This is a genomic window from Pseudomonas sp. ANT_J28, assembly GCF_008370005.1.
Taxonomy (GTDB): domain Bacteria; phylum Pseudomonadota; class Gammaproteobacteria; order Pseudomonadales; family Pseudomonadaceae; genus Aquipseudomonas; species Aquipseudomonas frigoris.
In genome coordinates this window covers 65,383-88,915 of record NZ_VOBM01000014.1, presented here as the reverse complement: position 1 = coordinate 88,915, position 23,533 = coordinate 65,383, and the positions used below count along the sequence as shown (strand labels likewise).

Annotated in this window: 25 protein-coding genes and 5 pseudogenes; 15 read left to right on the top strand and 15 right to left on the bottom strand. The window is 58.1% G+C overall.

The features are described from left to right. Nucleotides 1-218: 218 nt before the first annotated feature. The 6 genes and pseudogenes from FQ187_RS12290 to FQ187_RS30735 all read right to left on the bottom strand — a co-directional run. Entirely contained in the window at nt 219-1,403 is a 1,185-nt protein-coding gene (locus FQ187_RS12290) for an acetyl-CoA C-acyltransferase family protein (RefSeq protein WP_149629676.1), read from the bottom strand. A 224-nt stretch (nt 1,404-1,627) separates the two neighbouring features. Next, nucleotides 1,628-2,068: a DNA-binding transcriptional regulator gene (locus FQ187_RS12285; protein ID WP_149629675.1), complete on the bottom strand. Its 441-nt coding sequence runs from the start codon at nt 2,066-2,068 to the stop codon at nt 1,628-1,630. 79 nt (nt 2,069-2,147) lie between these two features. Then, on the bottom strand, nt 2,148-2,396 hold the full coding sequence (locus FQ187_RS30885) for a DUF4258 domain-containing protein (RefSeq protein WP_149629674.1): 249 nt from the start codon (nt 2,394-2,396) through the stop codon (nt 2,148-2,150). Nucleotides 2,397-2,505: 109 nt separating this feature from the next. Continuing rightward, nucleotides 2,506-2,978: pseudogene (locus tag FQ187_RS12275) on the bottom strand (winged helix-turn-helix domain-containing protein). A 112-nt stretch (nt 2,979-3,090) separates the two neighbouring features. Next, complete coding sequence (locus FQ187_RS12270; RefSeq protein WP_149629673.1) at nt 3,091-3,348, bottom strand: DUF2790 domain-containing protein; 258 nt, start codon at nt 3,346-3,348, stop codon at nt 3,091-3,093. A gap of 129 nt (nt 3,349-3,477) precedes the next feature. Beyond that, a pseudogene (locus tag FQ187_RS30735) lies at nt 3,478-3,570 on the bottom strand (alpha/beta hydrolase); the annotation flags it as partial. Nucleotides 3,571-3,686: 116 nt separating this feature from the next. On the opposite strand from FQ187_RS30735, the gene FQ187_RS12260 reads away from it, so the two are divergent. Continuing rightward, entirely contained in the window at nt 3,687-3,908 is a 222-nt protein-coding gene (locus FQ187_RS12260; protein WP_149629672.1) for a hypothetical protein, read from the top strand. 56 nt (nt 3,909-3,964) lie between these two features. On the opposite strand, the pseudogene FQ187_RS12255 reads toward FQ187_RS12260, so the two are convergent. Beyond that, a pseudogene (locus FQ187_RS12255) lies at nt 3,965-4,144 on the bottom strand (LysR family transcriptional regulator); the annotation flags it as partial. A gap of 19 nt (nt 4,145-4,163) precedes the next feature. Here FQ187_RS12255 and FQ187_RS12250 point away from each other — a divergent pair. Further along, nucleotides 4,164-4,800: pseudogene (locus FQ187_RS12250) on the top strand (extracellular solute-binding protein); the annotation flags it as partial. A gap of 62 nt (nt 4,801-4,862) precedes the next feature. Here the strand turns inward: FQ187_RS12250 and chrA are convergent. Further along, entirely contained in the window at nt 4,863-6,068 is a 1,206-nt protein-coding gene (chrA, locus tag FQ187_RS12245) for a chromate efflux transporter (RefSeq protein WP_149629671.1), read from the bottom strand. A gap of 185 nt (nt 6,069-6,253) precedes the next feature. Between chrA and FQ187_RS12240 the strand changes: the two genes are divergently transcribed. From FQ187_RS12240 to FQ187_RS12230, 3 genes are read left to right on the top strand one after another with little or no spacing between them, the layout of a single operon-like run. Next, nucleotides 6,254-7,225 carry a tripartite tricarboxylate transporter substrate binding protein gene (locus tag FQ187_RS12240; protein ID WP_149629670.1) on the top strand — a complete coding sequence of 324 codons (972 nt, stop codon included), beginning with the start codon at nt 6,254-6,256 and terminating at the stop codon, nt 7,223-7,225. Continuing rightward, nucleotides 7,222-7,716 carry a tripartite tricarboxylate transporter TctB family protein gene (locus FQ187_RS12235; protein WP_149629669.1) on the top strand — a complete coding sequence of 165 codons (495 nt, stop codon included), beginning with the start codon at nt 7,222-7,224 and terminating at the stop codon, nt 7,714-7,716. The genes FQ187_RS12240 and FQ187_RS12235 overlap by 4 nt, the downstream gene beginning before the upstream one ends. Nucleotides 7,717-7,739: 23 nt before the next feature. Next, nucleotides 7,740-9,248, top strand: coding sequence for a tripartite tricarboxylate transporter permease (locus FQ187_RS12230; RefSeq protein ID WP_149629668.1), 1,509 nt, complete (start codon nt 7,740-7,742; stop codon nt 9,246-9,248). 126 nt (nt 9,249-9,374) lie between these two features. On the opposite strand, the gene msrA is transcribed toward FQ187_RS12230, so the two are convergent. From msrA to FQ187_RS12215, 3 genes are all read right to left on the bottom strand, one after another. Continuing rightward, nucleotides 9,375-9,881, bottom strand: a complete 507-nt coding sequence (gene msrA / locus FQ187_RS12225) for a peptide-methionine (S)-S-oxide reductase MsrA (protein WP_149629667.1) — start codon at nt 9,879-9,881, stop codon at nt 9,375-9,377. Between the two features lie 55 nt (nt 9,882-9,936). After that, nucleotides 9,937-10,170, bottom strand: coding sequence for a hypothetical protein (locus FQ187_RS12220; protein ID WP_371925542.1), 234 nt, complete (start codon nt 10,168-10,170; stop codon nt 9,937-9,939). Nucleotides 10,171-10,282: 112 nt separating this feature from the next. Continuing rightward, nucleotides 10,283-10,684, bottom strand: coding sequence for a GFA family protein (locus FQ187_RS12215; protein ID WP_149629665.1), 402 nt, complete (start codon nt 10,682-10,684; stop codon nt 10,283-10,285). 136 nt (nt 10,685-10,820) lie between these two features. Between FQ187_RS12215 and FQ187_RS12210 the strand changes: the two genes are divergently transcribed. Continuing rightward, nucleotides 10,821-11,381 carry a nucleotidyltransferase family protein gene (locus tag FQ187_RS12210; RefSeq protein ID WP_149629664.1) on the top strand — a complete coding sequence of 187 codons (561 nt, stop codon included), beginning with the start codon at nt 10,821-10,823 and terminating at the stop codon, nt 11,379-11,381. Between the two features lie 114 nt (nt 11,382-11,495). Here the strand turns inward: FQ187_RS12210 and FQ187_RS12205 are convergent, their stop codons facing one another. After that, on the bottom strand, nt 11,496-11,927 hold the full coding sequence (locus FQ187_RS12205; protein WP_149629663.1) for a nuclear transport factor 2 family protein: 432 nt from the start codon (nt 11,925-11,927) through the stop codon (nt 11,496-11,498). A gap of 239 nt (nt 11,928-12,166) precedes the next feature. On the opposite strand from FQ187_RS12205, the gene FQ187_RS12200 reads away from it, so the two are divergent. From FQ187_RS12200 to FQ187_RS30875, 6 genes and pseudogenes are all read left to right on the top strand, one after another. Further along, nucleotides 12,167-12,850, top strand: a complete 684-nt coding sequence (locus tag FQ187_RS12200; protein ID WP_149629710.1) for a DUF72 domain-containing protein — start codon at nt 12,167-12,169, stop codon at nt 12,848-12,850. Nucleotides 12,851-12,981: 131 nt separating this feature from the next. Then, nucleotides 12,982-13,614 carry a CDP-alcohol phosphatidyltransferase family protein gene (locus FQ187_RS12195; protein WP_149629662.1) on the top strand — a complete coding sequence of 211 codons (633 nt, stop codon included), beginning with the start codon at nt 12,982-12,984 and terminating at the stop codon, nt 13,612-13,614. Next, nucleotides 13,601-14,200: a 1-acyl-sn-glycerol-3-phosphate acyltransferase gene (locus FQ187_RS12190; RefSeq protein WP_149629661.1), complete on the top strand. Its 600-nt coding sequence runs from the start codon at nt 13,601-13,603 to the stop codon at nt 14,198-14,200. The genes FQ187_RS12195 and FQ187_RS12190 overlap by 14 nt, the downstream gene beginning before the upstream one ends. After that, nucleotides 14,197-15,144 carry a phosphatidate cytidylyltransferase gene (locus FQ187_RS12185; RefSeq protein ID WP_134418514.1) on the top strand — a complete coding sequence of 316 codons (948 nt, stop codon included), beginning with the start codon at nt 14,197-14,199 and terminating at the stop codon, nt 15,142-15,144. Before FQ187_RS12190 ends, FQ187_RS12185 begins: the two co-directional genes overlap by 4 nt. 164 nt (nt 15,145-15,308) lie before the next feature. After that, a pseudogene (locus FQ187_RS30880) lies at nt 15,309-16,064 on the top strand (MCP four helix bundle domain-containing protein); the annotation flags it as partial. Next, complete coding sequence (locus FQ187_RS30875; RefSeq protein ID WP_371925541.1) at nt 16,059-16,922, top strand: methyl-accepting chemotaxis protein; 864 nt, start codon at nt 16,059-16,061, stop codon at nt 16,920-16,922. The pseudogene FQ187_RS30880 and the gene FQ187_RS30875, both read left to right, overlap by 6 nt. Before the next feature lie 4 nt (nt 16,923-16,926). Here FQ187_RS30875 and ilvD read toward each other — a convergent pair whose 3' ends face one another. Further along, complete coding sequence (gene ilvD, locus FQ187_RS12175; RefSeq protein WP_149629659.1) at nt 16,927-18,609, bottom strand: dihydroxy-acid dehydratase; 1,683 nt, start codon at nt 18,607-18,609, stop codon at nt 16,927-16,929. A gap of 386 nt (nt 18,610-18,995) precedes the next feature. On the opposite strand from ilvD, the gene mqo reads away from it, so the two are divergent. After that, complete coding sequence (gene mqo / locus FQ187_RS12170; RefSeq protein ID WP_149629658.1) at nt 18,996-20,633, top strand: malate dehydrogenase (quinone); 1,638 nt, start codon at nt 18,996-18,998, stop codon at nt 20,631-20,633. 118 nt (nt 20,634-20,751) lie between these two features. Here mqo and FQ187_RS12165 read toward each other — a convergent pair whose 3' ends face one another. After that, nucleotides 20,752-21,027 carry a hypothetical protein gene (locus tag FQ187_RS12165; protein ID WP_149629709.1) on the bottom strand — a complete coding sequence of 92 codons (276 nt, stop codon included), beginning with the start codon at nt 21,025-21,027 and terminating at the stop codon, nt 20,752-20,754. A gap of 200 nt (nt 21,028-21,227) precedes the next feature. Here FQ187_RS12165 and FQ187_RS12160 point away from each other — a divergent pair, with 200 nt between their 5' ends. Next, nucleotides 21,228-21,593, top strand: a complete 366-nt coding sequence (locus FQ187_RS12160; protein WP_149629657.1) for a hypothetical protein — start codon at nt 21,228-21,230, stop codon at nt 21,591-21,593. Nucleotides 21,594-21,676: 83 nt separating this feature from the next. On the opposite strand, the gene FQ187_RS12155 is transcribed toward FQ187_RS12160, so the two are convergent. Beyond that, a complete protein-coding gene (locus FQ187_RS12155) occupies nt 21,677-22,612 on the bottom strand; it encodes a LysR substrate-binding domain-containing protein (protein ID WP_149629656.1) in 936 nt (311 codons plus the stop codon). Between the two features lie 151 nt (nt 22,613-22,763). On the opposite strand from FQ187_RS12155, the gene FQ187_RS12150 reads away from it, so the two are divergent. Next, nucleotides 22,764-23,522: an alpha/beta fold hydrolase gene (locus tag FQ187_RS12150; RefSeq protein WP_149629655.1), complete on the top strand. Its 759-nt coding sequence runs from the start codon at nt 22,764-22,766 to the stop codon at nt 23,520-23,522. Nucleotides 23,523-23,533 lie beyond the last annotated feature (11 nt).

Below are 23,533 nucleotides of genomic sequence, written 5' to 3'. Positions count from 1 at the left end.
AAATGAAGCCCATCGAGATGTCAGACCGGTCTGCCCCAGGGCCGTCTGCGGTGTCTGCAGCAAGGTCGTGCCTGGTCAGTAATAGGGTATGGGTTGCGAGTTTGGTCGCGCAGTGATCGAGGCTTACACCGAGCTGAAATTTGTGTGCATTGCGCACTGATTCCATCGCGGTAAAACGAGACGGCGCCCACAATGGGCGCTGTCTTCGTTTGGGCCGATCAGACGCGTTCGAACAACACGGCGATGCCTTGGCCGCCGCCGATGCACATGGTTGCCAGGGCATAACGACCCTGAACACGGTGCAATTCGTGAATGGCTTTAGTGGCAATGATCGCACCGGTCGCGCCCACCGGGTGGCCCAGAGAAATCCCCGAACCGTTCGGGTTGACCTTCTCCGGGTCGAAGCCCAGTTCCTGCGCCACGGCACACGCTTGGGCAGCGAATGCTTCGTTGGACTCGATGACATCCAGGTCGGCAACGGTCAGGCCGGCGCGTTTGAGGACCAGGCGGGTGGCGGGAATCGGTCCCAACCCCATCAGCTCTGGCTCCACCCCGGCATGGGCGTAACCGACCAGTCGTGCGATGGGTTTGAGGCCTTGGTCGAGAACCATCTGACCCGTGGCCATGATCAGTGCTCCGGCACCGTCATTGAGACCCGACGCGTTGCCGGCGGTGACGCTGCCGTCTTTTTTGAAGGCTGGTTTCATCTTGCCCAATTGCTCGGCATTAACCTCCGCGCGGACATGCTCGTCCGTCGCAAACGTCACGGTGCCTTTGCGGGACGCCACTTCGATCGGCACGATCTGGTCGGTAAACCGCCCTTCGGCAATCGCCCGGGCCGCCCGTTGCTGGCTGAGCAGCGCCAACTCATCCTGAGCCTGACGAGTGATGCCATAGCGCTCGGCGATGTTTTCCGCAGTAATGCCCATGTGGAAACCGCCAAACGGGTCTTGCAGAGCGCCGAGCACGTAGTCGATGGCTTGCATATCGCCCATGCGTGCGCCCCAGCGTGCCTGCGGCAACAGATAGGCTCCGCGGCTCATGGATTCGACGCCACCCGCCAGCGCAGCGCCTGCGTCTCCCAACATCAAACTTTGTGCTGCACTGACAATGGCCTGCAAGCCAGAACCGCAGAGGCGATTGACGTTGAAGGCGGGCGTCTCTTTCGGCAGGCCGGCATTCATCGCCACGGCACGAGAGATGTAGGCGTCACGTGCTTCCGTCGGGATCACATGCCCCATCACCACGTGACCGATGTGTTCAGGTGCCAGCCCCGAACGTTCAATGGCGGCACGGCAAACGTCAGTGGCCAATTGAATGGGCGGCACATCTTTGAGCGAGCCGCCAAAGCTGCCGATGGCCGAGCGGACGGCGCTGATAACAAAAATGTCGGATGGGTTCATGCGGGTTCCCCTGGAACAGCTCTGGATTCAAGTGTGCTTTTGCACTGTTATATGGGGGTGAGTCTAGACACCGTGATGATTTTGGCCTATGCCAAAACTGCTCAAGGGGGGTGGCGTTTTTGGCCATTTCAGTTGAAGTCGCTTTTTAATCCGTCTGATCCGGTCAAAAGCGCAGAAAAGAAAAAAGCCCGGTACGCGTCCGGGCTTTGTAATTCAGGTCTTTGTCAGGCGCACGTTTGGTCTTGCTTGTGCCATCCATCTTCAAACTGAAGGTTGAGCTTATGAAGCTCATGATCCAGTTCGTTGATCGAGTTAATGGCGGCCATCAGCTCCGCCTCGCCAGTCTTGGCTTCCAGGTAAAGCCCGCGCAGGTAGCGATCATTTACAGTCGGAATCTTGTCAGTCTTTTCCCAGATCGCCACCGCTTGGGAGGTCAGCCCGACAATACTGGCCAGCCTTTCTTGAGACAAACCCAGCTCTTTACGCAGGAACCGAAACTCTGCACCGGTCAGAGCTGCCGGTTTTTGCGCAATCGTCTTGCCGATAAAGTCGTGAAGGCCCTCAACATCCGTGATAGCAACCGACTCGCCATAGGCAGTCTCTTTCACCCTGTAGCCGTTGCTAAGCCAGACGTTCGGTAGCCCGCTTTCAACGTAGTGGTACATCAAATTATCTCTCCCTTTGCATCGTGGTCACTATGACGAGATATCTCCCGTCTTCGTCGACATCGATTGCGCCGACAATTTAGAGGGGTGACCCAGCCCTGAACCATGAAATAGTGAATCTCCAATCGCCCCCGGGTGCTTGATAGGGGCCATCAGTGATCTGTCCTCTGCAGAGGCAATCCTTTACGTCAGGCATGGATATCTCTCGCTCAATCATGCGAGACCGTGAGTGCTTAGAGTAAAAGACACGCTCAGATCTATGCGAAAGCTCCCTAATGATTTCCAAGGCTTTCTTTTTGGGCAGCGGAAACGGCAGTAGGTCGCTCATGATTATCTATAGTATTTATAGGTCGCGACAGACTAAAGCTCAAGCACCGATTGTCAAAGCAGGGAAATAAAATGAGACATGTAGCGGAGCAGCGACGGGTAGATTCAGTTCATACGACAGGCCGGTCCGGCATCATTCGTCCACCGCGCCCGCTGTGAATCAATTTGAGTTGGAACGGGTTGTCGATTTTCAGCCGCAGACGCCGCACCGCGACATCCACGACGTCGGTGTCACTGTCGAAATTCATGTCCCAGACTCGCGAAGCGATCATCGAGCGCGACAGAACCTGCCCCTGGTGCGTGGCGAACAGATGCAGCAGGGCGAACTCCTTGTTGGTGAAGGAAATCCGCACGCCGGCGCGGGTGACGCGGCGTTTGAGCACGTCGATTTGCAGGTCGGCGACTTGCAACTGTTCTTCTTCCCGGGTGGGACCGCGTCGGGTCAGGGTACGCAGACGCGCCACCAGTTCGGCGAAGGAAAACGGTTTGATCAGGTAATCGTCGGCATCCGGCCGAGTTCCTGCAGGCCGTTGAGCAGGTAGTTACCGGCCTTGGGTTCGTCTTCGACTACGAGGTTGTTCATGGGGATTTGCCTGGTTCGGTGTCAGCAACAACATACATGTCGCGGCGGCGGGCTACAGAGGTCAGCCAGTGGCGCCAGTGTAGCCCGATCCTCTGTGAGTGCAGGCGTGTGATCAATTATCGCCAATGCAGCCCATGCCCTGGACCTGGTAATCCAGCACGTGCTTGCGACCCTGATGGTCGAGGTAAATCAGCTGCGTGGGGACGATGCCGCAATCTTGCGAGATGATATTGCTGGACAGGTCTTTGGCGATATCCAGGTTGACGAAGAAACCGGTCTTGTCGTGGATGACAGGTTCGACGGGCTGGGTGCCGGCAAACGCCGAACCGGTGGCGAGGAGAGCAGCAAAACCGAGGATTAACATTTTCATGATGATTCCCTCTATTCAGGGGCGGGTTGGCTGCCGATGGGTTGCCTGGCAGTGAATTCAGGTTAACCAGGCGATCCGCACAGCCGACCCACAGTTGAATGACAATTGTGTGATGAAACGGCGCCGACGTTACGGTTGGCGACCGGCGGCTTCGAGGATCAGGTCGGCGATTTTTTTGGAGTGAGAGACCAAAGACAGGTGGCTCGACGGCAGCTCGAAACTCAATGACAAGTTTGTAATGCACGGCGCGCCTGTCTGTATGCCTGCCGTATGTCGGGAGCGAGGAACGCCACCCATGAAAAAACTTCAAAGCGAAGAGTGTCTTTGGGAGTTTGAGCATGAGTGATGATCAAAAGAGCGAAGCCCTGGCGGCCTGGTATCAGCTCCTGAAAGTGCCCGAAATCCGGATGGATGCCGAAGAGCAATATGACGAGTTGCTCAAGGCTGCCGATGAGATGGAGCGCACCGGACTCATCAACAGCGTTGAATGGCGCAAGCTGGTTCAAGAGGCGAGCGCTGCTTTTGCCAATGCGACACAAGGGTTGGGGCGCGGAACGTAGTGTTCAAACCCTGGTGGTCAAACTTCGCCTGCTGGCTGTTCGGCCTGTTGGGCAAACTACTGCATGATCAGCGAAGAGGCTGGATGAGCGGCGGCGGAAGGTTGCAGGTTCAAGGCTTAAATGCCGCGGGTCTTCAAGGGGTGGCCGAACGGAACGACCAGCACGCCTCGTTCAAGTGATTCGCCTGCCAGGGTCAGGTCAGTCATGGCGACCCCCAGTCCTCGCGCCGCCGCATCAAACACGCCGTGATTGAACATGCGCGTCAATAACATTTCCCTGGCGGTCGTGCTGGCGACGTTGTCGGCTGCCACTTACACTGACGAAGTCGTCAATATTTCAAACTGGAACGGCTACATCGCCGACGACACCTTGACCACGTTCACCAAGGAAACGGGGGTCAAGGCAACGTACGACATTCACGACAGCAACGAAGTGCTCGAATCCAGGTTGATGACCGGCAACACCGGCTATGACGTGGTGAGCCCTTCGAACCATTTTCTGTACCGATTGATAAAGGCCGGGGCGGTTCAGAAACTCGATAAAAGCCAGCTGTCCAACTGAAAAAACCTTGATCCGGCACTGATGAAAAAACTCGAGGATCAATGATCCGGGCAATCAATACGGTTATCCGTACATGTGGGGCACGGCGGGTATTGGCTACAACGTCGAGAAGATCAAGGCGATCTTCGGCAACACCGATGTCACTCATTCCTGGAATCTGTTTTTTGATGAAAACAACATCAAGAAACTGAGCCAGTGCGGCGTGGCGATTATCGATAACCCTACGCAGATCCTCCCGATCACCTTGAATTACCTGGGGCTGCCGTCCCATAGTCACGAGCAGGCGCGGCTCAAAATCAGACCTTACGTCCAGTATTTCCACGCCTCCAAATAGATCAGCAGTGGAAAACCAATACCTGATGATTGCCCCTTTCTTGAGTGCGTTGGCAAGACTTATATAAGGGGCAACAGCCACCCCGCGACCCCGCAGCCGATAACCACTAGCCACGGTGGGAGTTTCCAGAACATCAGTGCAACCAGGGCGACCAGTGCCAAACCGAAGTCTTGCGGCTTGAAAATGGCACTGGTCCAGACAGGCTGATACAGCGCGGCCAACAGCAGGCCGACCACCGCTGCATTGACGCCGGCCAGCGCGGCCTGTGTGCGCAAACTGCGGCGCAAGCGTTCCCAAAAAGGCAAGGCCCCCACGATCAACAGAAAGGACGGCGCAAAGATCGCCAGCAAGCCAATCATGCCGCCGATCCAGCCCGACGGGGCGAAGTTCATCGAGGCGCCGAGGAACGCGGCGAAGGTGAACAAGGGGCCGGGTACGGCCTGCGCGGCGCCATACCCGGCAAGAAAGGTTTCGTTGTCGACCCAGCCAGAGGGCACCACCTCGGCTTGCAGCAGTGGCAAAACGACGTGCCCGCCGCCGAACACCAGTGAGCCGGACCGGTAGAAGGCATCCACCATCGCCACGGTTTGACTGGGCAGCAACTGCGACAAGAGAGGCAAGCCAACCAGCAATGCCAGGAACAGCGACAGCCAGAACGCCCCGGCCCGGGGGCTGATCGTGACCGGCAGTGGATCGTGCTCGGCACGCTGATCGGGTTTGAACAACAGCAGGCCGGCGACGCCCGCGGCGGCAATCACGCTGACCTGTCCCCAGGCGGACGGTTCAAGCAACGCGACGCAAGCCGCAATCGCCATGAGGGTGACTCGCAGCACGTCCGTGCACAGGTTGCGCGCCATGCCCCAGACCGCTTGCGCAACCACCGCGACGGCCACCACTTTGAGGCCATGCAGTGCGCCGGGCGCGAGGGCAGTGCCGTAATGGGAAATGCCCAGTGCAAACAGGATCAGGGCAAGGGCCGAAGGCAGCGTGAAGCCCGACCAGGCAGCCAGCGCCCCGGCGTATCCCGCCCGAGACAGACCCAGCGCAATGCCGACCTGGCTGCTGGCCGGCCCCGGCAAGAATTGGCAGAGCGCGACCAGATCCGCATAGCTGCGCTCACTCAGCCAGCGCCGTCGTGTGACGAACTCATCGCGGAAGTAACCCAGGTGCGCAATGGGCCCACCGAAAGAGGTGAGCCCAAGGCGCAGGAAGATCAGAAACACCGACCATGCGCTGCGGCGGTCATCGGCATGAGGGTTGGCCATGTGTTCACCTTCCTGGCTCGAGCGGGTCCGGTTCAATCATCGCGTGACGATAGCGAATTCGTTAAATGCTGTCTCCCTAACCATGGCCTACGCTAATCCGCAGGCCAATGTTCATTGAGCAGGGTTCGCTTCCTGATCGATTTTCACCCGGCACCTATAAAAATAATGCAATCGGGAGACAACTAATGTCCGCTTTGTTCCGTCTATTCAGCCGCTGCATCGCAACGGCCGTTACCGCTGCTGCGCTTGCGACACCGGCCTTTGCGCTGGACACCGTCAAGTTCATGGCCCCGGGTTCTGTGGGGGGTGGCTATGACCAGACCGCCAGGGTTCTGGGCAAAGCCTTGATCGAGGCCAACACGGCCAAATCCACCACCTTCGAGAACAAGGGCGGAGCAGGGGGGACGTTGGGGCTGGCGCAGTTTGCGAACAGCACCAAGGGCGATCCAAATGCGTTGCTGGTTGTCGGTGCGATCATGGTCACTGCCATTGAACAGAACAAGCCACAAATCACCTTGAAGGACGTGACGCCGATTGCCCGGCTGTTTACCGAATACAACGTGATTGCCGTTCGCAAGGAGTCCGAGTTCAAAACCCTGGAGGACCTGCTGAAAGTCTTCAAGGACAAACCGACCAGTATTTCCTGGGGCGGTGGCTCCAAGGGGTCGATCGATCACATCGGCATTGCCGAGTTGGCCGCGAAAATGGGTGTCCCGGTCAACAAGGTGAATTACGTCGCCTTCTCGGGTGGGGGGGAAGTCGTTGCTCAGGCATTGGGCGGCCAGATCAAGGTGATCACCGGTGGTTATGCCGAGCTGGGCCAATACATCAGGAACGGCCAGTTCCGAGTACTCGCCATCGGCGCGCCTGAACGCATTGAAGGCATCGATGCACCGACCCTCAAGGAGAAAGGCTACGACGTGACCATCGGTAATTGGCGGGGTGTTTACGGTGCCGCGAACCTCACGCCCGAGCAGCGCAAAGAAGTCACTGACGCCGTCGTCGCCGCCACCAACAGCAAAGTCTGGAAAGAAAATATCGACACCAACAAATGGTCACCCAACGTCCTGACCGGCGATGAGTTCGGCACATTCGTCGACGAAGAGCATGTGCGACTGCGTGCAATGTTGGTCGAGGTCGGGCTGGTTTCGAAATGACTCAGCCTCGCGCAATCGTGCCGGTACAACTGGCGATCGGCGCCGGAGTCATTGCCATCAGCGCCGTGTTGGCGTACGGCGCTTTTCTATTTCCTCCCGAGATGGGGTTCGTCATCCTGGGGGCCCATGTCTATCCGTATGCCGTCGCAGTGTTCCTGGGCGTCGTCGGTCTGTTGCTGTGTTATCAGGCCTTCACCGGTGGTTTCCGCGAGTTGGCAGACCACAGCGACGAAGCTGACAAAGCGCTGCCCGGCGGCAAGTCCGGCGCAGCCTGGGTGACGGCGGGGCTTGTGGGGGTGGCCGTGCTGATCAACCTCATCGGCTTCGTATTAGCCGCCGGGCTGCTGTTTGCCTGTTCGGCGCGGGGTTTTGGCAGTCGCCATCCGGTGAAGGACCTCGCTATCGGCATTGCCTTGACCCTGCCGATTTACTGGCTGTTCAACGCCGGGCTAGGGGTTTCCCTGCCGCCCCTTGTCAACGCCTGGATCTGACCCGGGCTGAAGGAGGTAACAAGGTGGAAACTCTCGCGAACCTGGCCATAGGTTTTTCCGCTGCGCTGACACCGATCAATTTGATGTGGGGCTTTATCGGCTGTTTGCTCGGTACCGCCATTGGTGTCTTGCCGGGTATTGGACCGGCGCTGACGGTGGCGCTGCTGCTGCCGATCACCGCCAAGGTCGATCCTACGGGCGCCCTGATCATGTTCGCCGGTATCTATTACGGCGCGCAGTTCGGCGGCTCGACCACCTCCATCCTGCTCAATACACCCGGTGAATCGTCCTCCATGGTCACGGCCCTTGAAGGCAATCTCATGGCGCGCAACGGCCGGGCAGGACCGGCCCTGGCCACCGCCGCGATAGGCTCATTTGTTGCCGGCACCATCGCGACGGTGTTGCTGACGTTGTTTGCCCCGATTGTTGCCACGCTGGCGCTCAAGTTTGGTCCTGCCGAGTATTTCGCGATTCTGGTGTTGTCCTTCACGACGGTGTCTGCGGTACTCGGCGCTTCAATGCTGCGCGGTTTTGCCTCGCTCGGGATTGGGCTGACCATCGGCTTGATCGGCCTGGACTCGACCTCGGGCATTGCCCGCTACACTTTGGCGGTGCCGGAGTTGGTCGATGGCATCGAAGTCGTGCTTGTGGCAGTCGGGTTGTTTGCAGTGGGCGAGGCCTTATACAGCCTGCTTTATCAAAAAGAAGAAGCGTCCGGTCGGCACCGCTTGACCTCGTTGTGGATGACGCGCGCTGACTGGAAACGCTCGGTCCCCGCCTGGCTACGAGGCACGTTGATCGGTTTTCCCTTCGGGTCGATTCCGGCAGGGGGCGCCGAAATTCCGACGTTCCTGTCCTATTCGGCGGAACGCAAATTGAGCAAGTACCCGAAAGAGTTTGCGGGCAGCAAGGGCGAGGGGGCGATCGAGGGGGTTGCCGGTCCCGAGGCGGCCAACAACGCGAGCGCGACGGGTTCTTTGGTGCCGCTGCTGACGCTTGGCATACCGACGTCCGCCACCGCGGCGATTCTGTTGGCCGCGTTCCAGAACTACAACCTGCAACCGGGGCCGATGCTGTTCCAGACGTCAGGGGAACTGGTTTGGACCCTGGTGGCCTCGCTGTATGTCGGCAACGTGATTCTGCTGGTGTTGAATCTCCCACTGGTGGGCCTCTGGGTCAAACTCCTGCAGATTCCCCGGCCGTACCTGAACGCCGGCATTCTGGTGTTTGCCACCATTGGCGTGTACGGCATGCGTCACTCTTCCTTCGATCTTTTGCTGATGTTGGCGATCGGTTGGGGCGGGGTGCTGATGCGTCGTTTCGATTTCCCCGTCGCCCCCGTGATCGTCGGCATGTTGCTAGGGCCCATGGCTGAAAAACAGCTGCGCAATGCGTTGTCCATCAGCGAGGGAGACTGGCTGGTGTTTGTGACGCAACCGATATCGGCCGCGTTCCTCGCGCTGACGCTGCTGGTGCTGGTGGTTCCGCACCTGCTTCACGCCCGCGGTATCAAGTTGCATGAGGACGATTGAGCGCAGTGGCCAGCGCAGCCTGCCGGGAAGGCAGGCTGCACGGGGTGCTTTGGGTAAACCAGATGGGTATTCGGCGTGAAGCGGTCTCGCCGACAGTCGTCGGCGAGACCGTTTTTGGCCTGACCATCACGCTCGTTTAGGCAGTTTCCAGTCTGGCCGAATGAAATGGCAGGTGTAACCGTTGGGATAGTGTTCGAGGTAGTCCTGATGTTCCGGCTCTGCCTCCCAGAACGGGCCTGCGGGCACGATTTCAGTCACGACCTTGTCGGGCCACAAGCCAGATGCATCTGCGTCGGCCACCGTATCCTCGGCCACCTGCTTCTGTTCTTCGTTGAGATAGAAGAGTGCCGAGCGGTAGCTCATACCCACATCGTTGCCCTGACGATTCTTCGTCGTCGGGTCGTGGATCTGGAAGAAAAACTCGAGGATCTGGCGATAGCTGATCTGGTCCGGATCGAACACGATCTCGATCGCTTCTGCGTGCGTGCCATGGTTGCGGTAAGTCGCATTGGGTACATCGCCGCCCGAGTAGCCTACCCGCGTGGACACTACGCCGGGGTAGCGTCTCAGCAGATCCTGCATGCCCCAGAAGCAGCCACCTGCCAGGATGGCAGTTTCAGTTCGCGTCGTCATAGTACGGTTCCTCCCATCAGTGAGTTTAGCGTCCGGCCGCGGGTCGTCGCATCGGTCATAACCACGATTCGGCAACACGGCGGTCCAGTTCTTCCCAGTCCGCCATGCCCAATACCCTGGTCGTGTTCAGGCCTCGCAGGTAGCCCCTGAGCTGATGGGCCGATGCGCGCAGCTCGTCAATGCAGGCATTATCGTCGTGTAGCGCTTCCTCGTAGAGCGGCAGGTACTCGGCGACCCGGTCGCGGAACTCCGGCAACACGGCCTCAAGAATCAAGTCGAAAGTCCGCAGCTTCTGATTGGCGTTCACGGTGTCATCCCAGGAGGTTTTGAGGGTTTTTGTCTGGTTTGGCTGATCAGGTATCAATGTACCTCAAGTGGTTTCGCCTTTTGGCCGAAAAAGTTCACTCAATTCGTGGCCAGCGATCCTCAATCTCATACCACGGCGCTTTCGATGCAACGCACACGTGTTTCTGTTTTTTACTCAGAAACGGCGTGTCCAACGTGCCTATCGCCACGGACATCCCATCCGAAAACTCACCTTTGGAATCAGACCAAAACAGCGAAGAGCCGCAATCGCCACAGAACTGTCGGGCGACACCTTCAGACGAGTGATAGGTTTTCAGCGTATCGAGCCCCACAATGATCGTAATCGCCGACCTGGGTGCGCTTGCATACGTAGCGAACGCTGCCCCGTGGCCCTTGCGACATTTACTGCAATGGCAATGGGTAACCGCTTTCAGCTCGGCGGCCACTCGATATTTCACTGCGCCGCACAGGCAACTTCCTTGGTGAAGCGCATCCATGTTCATCGTTTCTCAGGTGTCGGTCGCGCCACTCTAGCGGTCTGCCGAGTTGAGTGAAACCCAGGTGTCCGGTCTTTCGTCAGGCAGTTTTAAGGTATCGTCAGCCCCAGGATGAAATGCACCCCATGGAGAGAGCATGACGTTAACCGCTGAAACGTTGATTGAGATCGCGATGGCCAATCCGGCTAACGCCGAGATTGCCCGGCGTTTGCCTTCACTCGGCTTGAACCAATGCATGTTGACGGCGGGCTGCCTTTTTCAGGCGGTCTGGAATCATCAAACCGGGCTTCCCGCCGCTTGGGGCATCAAGGATTACGACGTTTTCTACTTTGATGAAGACGTGTCGTGGGAGGCCGAGAATGAAGTCATCATCGCCGCCCGGAAGCTCTTTCACGACTTCGACGTAAACATCGAAATCAAGAACCAGGCACGGGTTCACCTTTGGTACGGTCAGCGATTTGGCAGGGCTTATCCCAAGCTTCATTCGGCAAAGGACGGCATTGATCGGTATCTGATTGCCGGGACGTGTATCGGTCTGGATGTGGTGACCGGCGAGATGTATGCGCCTTACGGTTTGAGCGATGTCGAAGAAGGGCTTTTACGGATCAATCCGGTGAATCATCAGCCCGATCTGTTCGATCAGAAGGCCCGGAGTTATCAGGCTCGCTGGCCTTTTCTACGAGTGGTCGCAGTTTGAATCGACAGACATTGCCGCCGCGCACTCGCGGATCAACGGTTGTCTTGCAGGTAAAAGGAGAGAGTAGGGGACACCGTAGCCTGGCTAACCGGCGTCCCCTTCGTTACACAAAAATCAGAACTTGAACGCTTGTCGGCCTACCAGCAACCAGTGGCCCTTCTGTTTTTGCCAAATCTGGAAGTTCTCGATTTCGGTCGGAACCACTTCGGTGCCTTTGAGCGCTTGTGCTGAGAAGTGATGGCGGACCAACGCTACATCACCCGATACGGTGATGGTCTGGTTTTGCATCTCTAACGTTTTGAACGCGCTTTTGCCGGTTTCGATATCGTCGATGAATGCTTTCTTGTCCTGGATCTTCCCGCTGGAATGCCCGTAGGTCAGGTTCTCGGCGGTCAGCGCTTTCAGATCAGCAATGTTCTTGTGCAACATGGCTTGCGTCAGATGGTCGACGGCTTGCGCAACCTCCTTGTCCCCGGAAGCAGGAGCGGCGGCTACGTAGCCACTGAAGAGGCACAAGAATCCAATCAGCAGTTTCACTTTTTTCATGGGTGTTTCCTTGTTGTTTTGGGTCGTCGGAGCGAGAGTGAAAACGTCACTCGTCGGTCGTCGTACAACCTAGCATGCGACCAAGGAAAAAACGAACTTGCGTTGAGACCCTGTCTCGAAGTTAAAGGTCGGGACGCTGTTCCAAAAAATGAAGGTGAAAACTCTTGGCCGGGACGACGCTGGGTTCGTTGTTTCACATCGGTTGTGCGGGCTGGAACCTGCCTCGTGAGCACTGGCCGATGTTTCCTGCCCACGGCACGCATTTGCAGCGGTATGCATCGCAGCTGACAGCGGTAGAAATCAACAGCTCGTTTTATCGACCGCATCGACCACAAACGTATTTACGCTGGGCGCAATCGGTGCCGGTGCCGGTGCCGTTTCGGTTTTCGGTGAAGGTGCCCAAACTCATCACTCATGTGCAGCGATTGCAGGGTTGCGAGCAGCTGCTGGACGAGTTTCTTTCCCAGTGCACGGCGCTTGGCGATTCGTTGGGTTGTCTTCTGGTTCAGTTGCCGCCGTCGCTGTCTTACGACGAGGGCACCGCCACACAGTTCTTCCTGGCTTTGCGGCAGCGATATGCAGGGGCTTTGGTACTCGAGCCTCGGCATGAAACCTGGCTGAACGCAGACGCTTTATTGGTGGAGCAGAAAGTCGGGCGAGTCGCGGCTGATCCGTCGCCGATGCCAGGTGGTGGGACACCGGGTGGCTGGCCTGGCATTCAATACTGGCGACTGCATGGCTCGCCACGCATTTATCACAGTGACTATGAGCCGGATCGATTGCAGGCGTTGGCGCAACAAATGCAAAAAGCGGCACAGGAGGGGATCCCCACCTGGTGCATCTTCGATAACACCGCCAGCGGTTTTGCACTGGTCAATGCCCTGACTTTACAGGCGTGCATCGACAAGTTCGGTATTGCCTAGGGTTCCTGATCGCTAATGAAAAACCCCAAAACCACAACCGAAGCAAAGTCTGCAATTGCGGGGTGTAGTCAGCGCGACTCGCCATTACAATGCAACACGTAGTAACTCATCACTTATAGGGATATTGGCCAGTGGATGACAACAGAAGGCCCATCAAGACGCGCTCTGCGGGCTGGGCAAAACGCATCACCGACATTCTGGTAAAAAGAGACATTTCCCCCAATCAGATATCCGTCGCCAGCATCGCCTTCGCGTTTGCCGGCGTCGTGGCGCTCAATATCGATAGCGGTGTCATTGGATCGATCTGCTGCGCGATCGGCATTCAGTTGCGCCTGCTGTGCAACCTCTTCGATGGGATGGTGGCGATAGAAGGTGGCAAGAAGTCCGATATCGGCAGTCTCTACAACGAATTCCCGGACCGGATTGCCGACAGCCTGCTGATCGTAGGGTTGGGGTATGCCATTGGCCAATCCGACCTCGGATGGTTTGCTGCCCTGGCGGCGGCACTTACTGCTTATGTCCGGGTGTTCGGCGGCTCGATCGGTCTCAAGCAGACCTTCATCGGCCCTATGGCCAAGCAGCATCGAATGGCCGTGATGACCGCAGGGCTTCTGCTGAATGCCGTCGAAGCAAACGTTTATGGCACTCACTACGTACTGTTGATCGCGCTGGCTGTCATCGCCATTGGCTCAGTCGCAACCTGCGTCACGCGAACGCTGGCGATCGCCAGGCAGCTGAAGGGGACCGACCATGTGGATCAGTAATGCGCTGATTTCTGTGCTTCGACTGGTTATTGGCGTCACGGCCAGATGGGAGAGCCCGCCGGATCTCACGCGTCAGCGAATCTATTTCGCCAATCACACCAGCCACATGGACACCTTGGCCATCATTGCGGCCCTGCCGCCCGAGGCCAGGTTAAATGTGAAGCCGATCGCCGCTGCCGATTACTGGGGAAAGAACCGGTTTCTGTCGTACATCTCCCAGAAAGGCCTTAATGCCGTGTTGATTGACCGTAAACCGGCGCCCGGTAAAAACGCGCTGGAGCCCATTTTCGATGTGGTGCAGGCGGGTCATTCGATCATCTTCTTTCCGGAAGGCACTCGCTCAACCGAGGCCCTGCCCGGGGAATTCAAATCAGGTCTTTACCGGTTGAGCGAAACCTTCCCCGATGTCGACCTGGTGCCGATCTACCTGGAAAACCTTCATCGCTCCATGCCCAAAGGCAAACACGTCCCTCTGCCGATCATCTGCACGATCCGTATCGGCAATCCGATGGAAAGGATTGCTGGCGAGGATAAACAGGTGTTTCTGGACCGCGCGCGTAACGCCATTGTGGGGCTGTCGAAATGAGTCTTGAAGCAAAGTTTTTGTGGTTCTTTTTTGGATTGGCGTGCTTGCTGGCGATTGCTTCGCTGGCCGGTCGACTGCTGGCCCGGCGGGCCAAAACGGAAGGCGCTGTCTCGACCATCGAAAACCTCAATCAGCGCGTGAATGCCTGGTGGGGGATGGTCATCATCTTCTTCGCTTCCTACCTGCTGGGCGGCAATGCAACGGTCGTCCTGTTCGGATTCATCTCACTGTTCGCGCTAAGGGAGTTCATCACCCTGACTCCGACCAGACGGGGTGATCATAACGCGCTGTTTTCGGCGTTTTTCATCCTGATCCCGCTGCAATACATTCTGATCGGTACGCACTGGTATTCGATGTTTACGCTGCTGATTCCGGTGTATTCATTCCTGCTGTTGCCGGCGATTGCCGTGCTGAGTCAGGACACTGACGGCTTTCTGGAAAGGACGGCAAAAATCCAGTGGGGCGTGATGATCTGCATCTATTGCATCAGCCATGCGCCCGCACTTTTGCTTTTGGATCTGGAAGGATTCACGGGCCAGAACGCGCTGCTGCTGTTCTATCTGGTGTTCGTCGTTCAATTGAGTGACGTGTTGCAGTACGTGTTCGGCAAGCTCTTCGGCAAGCACAAAGTTGCGCCGCTGGTGAGTCCGTCAAAAACGGTGGAAGGGTTGGTCGGTGGCGGCCTGTCCGCAACGCTGATTGGCGGCTGCATGTTCTGGATGACCCCCTTCAGCTTCTGGCAGTCACTGATGATGTCGTTCGTCATCGTGGTGATGGGCTTCCTCGGTGGTCTGGTCATGTCGGCGATCAAACGCAGTCTGAGCGCCAAGGACTGGGGCACCATGATCAAAGGTCACGGCGGCATGCTCGACCGGATGGACTCGATTTGCTTCGCAGCGCCGATCTTCTTTCACCTGACGCGATACTTCTTCTCGGCTGCCTGATTCGGGCGCCATCAAAACCGAAAAAACATACCGCATGTCGTAAAGACATGCGCGTATGGATATTCGCTTCAATAACCACTCGTGCCAGTCGATAACCTTTTCAGCAAACCAATCCGCAGTTGGCTTTACGCCACTGACAAACGTGCTGAGAGAGGATCCACAGAGTGTCCATAAAATTACGTTTGATTCTGCTGATTGGCACCGGGCTGATTACCGCGTTGATCATGAGCCTGGTCAGTTACCTGGGAAACGCCCAGATGGCTGCTGCGGTGAATGACAACGAGGTCAGTATGGCCGTGCTGCGCAATCACCTCGAAGCCGACATGATGCACGACGCATTACGCGCCGACGTGCTGTCCGCGATGCTGGTCGGGTTGGGCAAAAGCACCAGCAGCAAAGCGGAGGTGCGCAGTTCCATCGAGGAACATGCAGCGCATTTTCGTGAAATGCTCGGTGAAAACCTCAAGCTGCCGGTCAACGACACCCTTAAAGCGAGTCTGAACAAGATCAAGCCCAGCCTCGATACCTACATCAGCGCAGCCGAACGCATCGTCGCGCTGGCGCTGGAAAATCCGGAGGCCGCGCAGCAACAACTGGGCAGTTTCAGTAGCGTATTCAGCCAGCTGGAAGATCAGATGGCCGCCCTCAGCGAACTGATCGAAACCAACACCCAACAGACCAGTGCCGGCACCCAAAAAGTCATCAGCAACGCCAACTTCACCCTCGGCGGCGTCCTGATCGCCAGCCTGTTATTGCTGCTGGCCCAAGGGCGCTGGGTGATGCTGAGCATCATGGGGCCGTTGCAGACCGCCAGCCGCATCGCCGACAGCATTGCCCATGGCAACCTGAGCGAACCGATTGTCGAGCCCACTCACAACGACGAAGCGAGCGCCCTGATTCGCAGCCTCGCGACCATGCAGCGTGACTTGCGCGGCATGATCGAAGTCGTGCGCAGTAACGCCCACGGCGTGAGCGGCATGAGCGAGCAATTGAGCAGTGGCTGCCACGAAGTGGCCGGCAGCAGCCAGCAGCAAAGCGTAGCTGCCAGCACCATGGCGGCGGCGGCCAGCGAAATGACCGCGAGCATCGAGGAAATCACTCGGCACGCCGAGCGTGCGCTGAACATGGCCAATCAGGCCGAGGCACTGGCCAAGGATGGCGGTCGTGTGATCCATCAGGTGGTCAACGACATGGACGGTATTGCGCGTTCGGCGCAGCAATCGGCCCAGGTGATCCGCACGCTGGACAAGGAGTCCGAAGGGATTTTCAGCATCATCCAGGTGATCAAGGGCATCGCCGACCAAACCAACCTGCTGGCGCTCAACGCCGCGATCGAAGCCGCTCGTGCCGGTGAGCAAGGGCGTGGGTTTGCCGTGGTGGCCGACGAAGTGCGCAGTCTGGCGGGACGCACCAGTGCCTCCACCCAGGAAATTGCCACGATGGTGTCACGCATCCAGCAAAGCACCCGTGAGGCGGTGACCAGCATGGAGGCGGGCGTGGCGCAGGTCGACAAAGGCATGGCCGTGACCGCCGACGTCGAGCGCGCCATCCGCGAAATCCTCGACGCCACGCTGAACACCACGCAACTGGTCAACGACATCACCCGCACCATCGGTGAGCAGAGCCTGGCCAGCAACGAAATCGCCCATCAGGTCGAAATGATTGCCGGCATGTCCGAAGGCAACAGCAAGATCATCGGCCGGACCGCCTCGACCACCGATGAGTTGTCCACTTTGGCGAGCAAGCTGTCGCAGTCGGTGGATCGGTTTCGGCTTTGAGGCGTTAGAGGTACTTATCCGTCACCGCGCCTTCCGAGGCGCTGGACACGGTCTTCGCGTATTTGGCCAACACCCCGCGTTTGTACTTGGATTCCGGGCGCACCCAACGGGTCTTGCGCTCGGCCAGTTCGGCGTCGGAAACATCGACCGAAATCTGCCGTGTTTCAGCATCGATGGTGATCTTGTCGCCGTCTTCAATCAGCGCGATCGGCCCGCCATCAAAGGCTTCGGGCGTGATGTGGCCCACCACAAACCCATGTGACCCGCCGGAGAAACGGCCGTCGGTGATGAGCGCAACGTCCTTGCCCAGCCCTTTGCCCATGACCGCCGAAGTCGGCGAGAGCATTTCGCGCATGCCGGGGCCGCCCTTGGGGCCTTCGTAGCGAATCACGATCACATCGCCGGCCTTGACTTCGCCGTTGAGGATGCCGGCCAGCGCACCTTCCTCGCCGTGGTAGACCCGCGCCGTGCCTTCAAAGCGCAAACCTTCCTTGCCGGTGATCTTGGCCACGGCACCAGTGGGCGAAAGGTTGCCGCGCAGCACCACCAGGTGCGAGTCCTTTTTGATCGGTTGGTCGAAGGGCAGGATCACGTCCTGACCCTCGGGGTAATCGGGCACGTTTTCCAGGTTTTCGGCGAGGGTTTTGCCGGTGACCGTCAGCGCATCGCCATGCAGCATGCCAGCGGCGAGCATGCGCTTCATCAGCGGCTGGATACCGCCGATGGCCACCAGTTCACTCATCATGTATTGACCGCTGGGGCGCAGGTCGGCCACCACCGGGGACACCTTGCCCAGCTCGACGAAATCATCCAGCGTCAGCTCGACATCCACGGCATGCGCCATGGCCAGAAGATGCAGCACGGCATTGGTTGAGCCGGCGAGGGCGATCACCACGCGAATGGCATTTTCGAAGGCCTTGCGGGTCATGATGTCGCGCGGTTTGATGTCTTGCTTGAGCAGCTCCATGACCTGCTGGCCGGCGCGAAAACTGTCCGAAGCCTTGTCGCTGCCGACGGCGTCCTGAGAGCTGGAGCCGGGCAGGCTCATGCCCAGCGCCTCAATCGCGGAAGCCATGGTGTTGGCCGTGTACATGCCGCCGCAGGAGCCCGGGCCCGGAATCGCCACTTCTTCGATTTGCTTGACCTGAATCTCGCTGATATCCCCCCGCGCGTGCTGACCCACGGCCTCGAACACGGAGATGATATCGGTGTGGCCGGCGCCCGGCCGGATGGTGCCGCCATACACGAAGATGGACGGGCGATTCAGCCGCGCCATACCGATCAGGCAGCCCGGCATGTTCTTGTCACAACCGCCCACGGTCACCAGACCGTCAAAGCCTTCGCAGCCGGCCACGACTTCAATGGAATCGGCGATCACTTCACGCGACACCAGCGAATACTTCATGCCTTCGGTTCCGTTGGCGATGCCGTCGGAAATGGTGATGGTGTTGAAAATGACGCCCTTGGCCCCAGCGGCATTCGCGCCTTTTTCGGCTTCTATCGCCAGCTTGTCGATGTGCATGTTGCAGGGCGTGACCATCGCCCACGTGGAGGCGATGCCGATCTGCGGTTTCTTGAAGTCCTCGTCCGTGAAACCCACGGCCCGCAGCATCGCGCGGCCGGGCGCGCGCTCCACGCCGTCGACCACTTGGGAGGAATATTTGCGCAAATCGTCTTTGTCGCTCATGACTGCTCCTCACAGGTTCGTCGAGAAAATCACGATGAGTATAGTGGGCTCAGCGCCCGTGCCCGGACTATCAAGTCGGGAACAGACGCGCGGGTTTGTCGTGTCGTGATATTCTTCGCCCCAACTTGCTTTGACCTATTCAGTTTGCGCGTCCTTGAGACGCGCCAACAGAATCACTGTCGCTCAAGTAGCTGAAGCCAATAATGATAAAAAGTCAGTTCAGTAGGGACATATAAACTGAGGTCGATGCATAAGTCGGCCTTGTGTGCCCACCCTCCAATCCTGATCAGTGCGCAACCCACAGCATGCTGCCTGCATGCCGTGAACCAGGGGGCCTCATGCATGAGGATGGAAGGGCGGATGGCGTTTTATCATAGGTGCTACACATGTTTAAAAAAATGAACACGGCCCTGCTGGGGCTGGCTTTGTCGATGGGGATCGCGTCCGCGCAAGCGGAAGAGGCAAAGAAAGTCGATGTGCTGCTCATCGGCGGCGGCATCATGAGCGCGACCCTCGGTGTCTGGCTCAATGAGCTGGAACCTGGTATGTCGATGGAAATGGTCGAGCGCCTCGACGGCGTCGCCCTGGAAAGCTCCAATGGCTGGAACAATGCCGGTACCGGTCACTCCGCCCTGGCCGAGTTGAACTACACCCCGGAAGACGATAAAGGCAACGTTCAGATCCCGAAAGCCGTTGAAATCAACGAAGCCTTCCAGATCTCCCGTCAATTCTGGGCCTGGCAGGTTCAGCAAGGCGTGCTGAAGAACCCGCGTTCGTTCATCAACTCCACGCCACACATGAGCTTTGTGTGGGGCGATGACAACATCAAGTTCCTGAAAAAGCGCTACGAAGCCCTGCAAGCGAGCCCGCTGTTCGCCGGCATGCAGTACTCCGAAGACCCGGCTGTGATCAAGAAGTGGGTTCCGCTGATGATGGAAGGGCGTGACCCGAACCAAAAAGTCGCGGCCACCTGGAGCCCGATCGGTACCGATATGAACTTTGGCGAGATCACCCGCCAGTTCGTCGCGCACCTGCAAACCACGCCAAAGTTCGACTTGAAGCTGTCTAGCGAAGTGCAAGACATCACCAAGAACGCAGACGGCAGCTGGCGCGTCAGCTACAAAAACCTGAAAGACGGCACCAAAACCGAAACAGACGCCAAGTTCGTCTTCATCGGCGCGGGCGGCGGTGCACTGCACCTGCTGCAGAAGTCCGGCATTCCTGAGGCCAAGGAATACGCAGGCTTCCCGGTAGGCGGCTCGTTCCTCGTGACCGAAAACCCGACTATCGCCGAGCAACACCTGGCCAAGGCCTACGGCAAAGCCTCCGTTGGCGCACCGCCAATGTCGGTTCCGCACCTGGACACCCGTGTCCTGGACGGCAAGCGCGTCATCCTGTTTGGCCCATTCGCGACCTTCAGCACCAAGTTCCTGAAAGAAGGCTCGTACCTGGACCTGCTGACCACCACCACCACGCACAACGTGTGGCCAATGACCAAAGTCGGCATCAAGGAATACCCGCTGGTCGAGTACCTCGCCGGCCAACTGATGCTGTCTGACGAAGACCGCCTCAACGCCCTGAAAGAGTACTTCCCGAACGCCAAAGCCGAAGACTGGCGCCTGTGGCAAGCCGGCCAACGCGTGCAAATCATCAAGCGTGATGAAGCCGCCGGTGGCGTGCTGAAGTTGGGTACCGAGATTGTTGCTTCGCAGGACGGCACCATTGCCGGTTTGCTGGGCGCATCGCCGGGCGCTTCGACGGCTGCGCCGATCATGCTGACCGTGCTGCAGAAAGTGTTCAAGGACAAGGTTGCTTCGCCAGCCTGGCAGGAAAAGCTGCACCAGATCGTGCCTAGCTATGGCACTCAATTGAATGGCAGCCCTGAGAAAGTGGCTGAGGAGTGGGCTTACACCGCCAAGGTGTTGCAGCTCACTCCGCCGCCGGCGATTGGTCAGATGGTGGCTCCGGCTGCTGCTCCGGCTAAGGCGCCAAAAGCTAATGCTGCTACTGATATGGCTCTGTAACTAGAGGCCTGATCAAAAGCCCACTGAACCGGTGACGGTCAGTGGGCTTTTTTGTGTCCCGAATTCAGCTTTACAGATTACGCAACACTAAGGCCGAAGCGGGCGGACCGCTAACTCATTACTGCGTTGGTTTTTGCTCAACGTCCTCCGAACCGCTAGAGGTGGCCGCATCTTTGGCCGTCGCTTCCGACTCTGCGCCGGAGTTTGAACCCGCAGCTTCCTCACCTTTTTTGTCAGCCTTGTCCTCCTTGGATTCAGTGCCCTGAGCCTGGTTGGCTCCGGGAACCGCGGCAGGCGGCACAGCAGATTCTCCAGTCGTCTTTTCGGCAGCAAGTGCGAAAAACGAGCAGGCGAACAGGCCCGCGATCGTGAAAGCAGCCATTGTCCTGTTCATCATTTAGGTCTGCCATGTGAGGGGTGTATAGCGTTGGAAAAACCGGGACGGGGAAGGTGCTGAGAAAGTGACAAACGGTGGTGTTTCCTGAGTTCACAGCTCCAGAGATAGCCAAAGTAGTGCCTTCATCCATCGCGACAAAATGGCTTAAGATCACCGAAGGCTGGAATGGATTATCTCGACTAAAGGACGCGACATTTATGGAAATCCCCTTTTCTCAAATCAGCGAGCGTTTGAACAATCGCCGATTTTCGGTAGTAGACAACGCCCACGGGCTATCCGATGCACGCACAGTATTTCACTACCATGTCGAGGAAAGTGCTATTTGGGGTACTTACCAGGGCGGCCATATCCGCATGGGTAATCAAGTCGGGCGCGTGACAGGCCCCGATACTATTGAGCTTCTTTATCAGTGCCTGACTACGGATGGTGAGATTCTTGCCGGCTGGTCCCGGGGCACAGTTGGCGTTGATCACGCAGGACGTACCACGCTGACCTTCGTATGGGGTTGGCTGTCGGGCGCGACTGGAGGTGGGGAGTCGAGTTACGTCGAGCTTGTGGCGTAGCGGTTAAGGAGAAAAAGGGGGCGGATTTACTTGTAAGAAAAGGCCATTGAGCCAGTGACGGCCAGTGGCCTTTTTTGTGTCCTTCAAACCGGCGAACTCACCCGCATCCCTCGCGCCGGGTCATCCAGCAATTTGAATTGCTCCACCATGAAATCAATCAGCATCCGCATCGAGGGCAGCATCCCATGCCTGCTCGCAAACACGGCGTAGATCATTTCAGTCCTCGGCGCCCAGTCTGGCAAAACCACCACCAGTTGCCCGCGATCAATGTAGTCGTGCACCAGCGACATAGGCATCTGCGCAATACCCACGCTGTCCATCGCTGCGCAACGCAGCATCGGCAGTCCCTTGGTGATGAGTTGCGGACGATGCTGAATCGTAAATTCCGCGCCATCTTGGTGGAACAACGTCCAGCTGTAATCACGTTGCGGACTGCCGTGATGGACGCTGGGGAAGCGTGACAGGTCTTCCGGTTCCAGGGGCTCGCCAAGGCGCTGCAATAGCGCGGGACTGGCGACCAGACATTGTGGCCGCTGGGACATGACTCGGTTCACCAGGTCCGAATCCTGAAGGGGCGGCGGGCGTACTCTCAGTGCGAGATCAACACCCTCGGCCACCACGTCGACTTGACGGTCGCTGGCTTCCAGATGCACTTCGACTCGCGGGTGCATGGCCATGAATCGCGTGATCATGCTGCCTACGCATTCTTCCAGTAACACCGTCGGGCAGGTGACGCGCAGCAAGCCGCCAGGTTCGGAGCGGGTCATGGCAACGGCCGCTTCAGCAGCTTCGGCCTCTTTCAGCATTGAACGGCAATGGGCGTAATACGTCAGCCCTAATTCCGTCACTTTGAAACTGCGGGTGTTACGGATGATCAAGCGCACGCCGAGTCTTTCTTCGAGCAGTGCGATCCGTCGGCTGAGGTTGGATTTTGGAATGCCTAGCGCGCGTGCGGTCGGCGCGAAGCCGCCGTGGTCCACCACCATAACAAAGTACTGAAGGTCATTGAGATCGAGCACTGGGCAACATTCAATCAGCCAAAGGAGGCCAACTATACAAGAAGGATCGTCCACTGTATGGGAAAGAGAAACCAACTATTGGGGCCTAGTTGACCAGGCAACACGGCGGCTAGATTGCCGCTGTTTGGTTGGTTCACTTAAGGAGATACAGATGTTACGCAGGACAGTTCTCGCCATGTCGTTGGGGTTGGCCGCACTGGGTTCGGTGTGTTGCGCCAATGCTGCAAACGATCCTTCCGTGGTGCTGGTCCACGGTGCGTTTGCCGACGGTTCTGACTGGGCGAAGGTGATCACCTTGTTACAGGCCAAGGGTGTGCAAGTACGGGCCGTGCAGAACGGTTTGAATTCACTGGCCGATGATGTGGTCACAACCCGTCGCGCTATTGAAGCGGCGCCGGGCAAAGTGGTGCTGGTCGGGCATTCGTGGGGCGGCAGTGTGATCACTGAAGCCGGTGCCAGTGACAAGGTAGCGGCGCTGGTTTACGTGGCCGCCTTCGCCCCGGACGTCGGGCAGACCACGGGTGAGCTCGGTAAAGACTATCCGCCGTCGCCGGGCATGCGCGAATTTGTGGCCGACAAGGCCGGGTATCTGTCGCTCACGCAGCATGGTATGGAGCAGGATTTTGCCCCGGACGTGCCCGCCGCGCAGGCCCGATTGATGGCCTCCACGCAAGGCGCCATCAATACCCGAGCGTTCGACGAACGCATCAGCGTGGCCGCGTGGAAGCAGAAGCCATCGTGGTACATCGTCAGTGAGCGCGATCGCATGATTGCACCTGAACTTCAGCGCGCACTCGCCAGGAAAATAAATGCCACAACGACGGCGCTGCCCACCAGCCATGTGCCGCATCAGTCCCGCCCGGCAGACGTGGCCAAGGTCATTACCGAAGCGCTGAACACCACGCGCTGAACATGACCTGC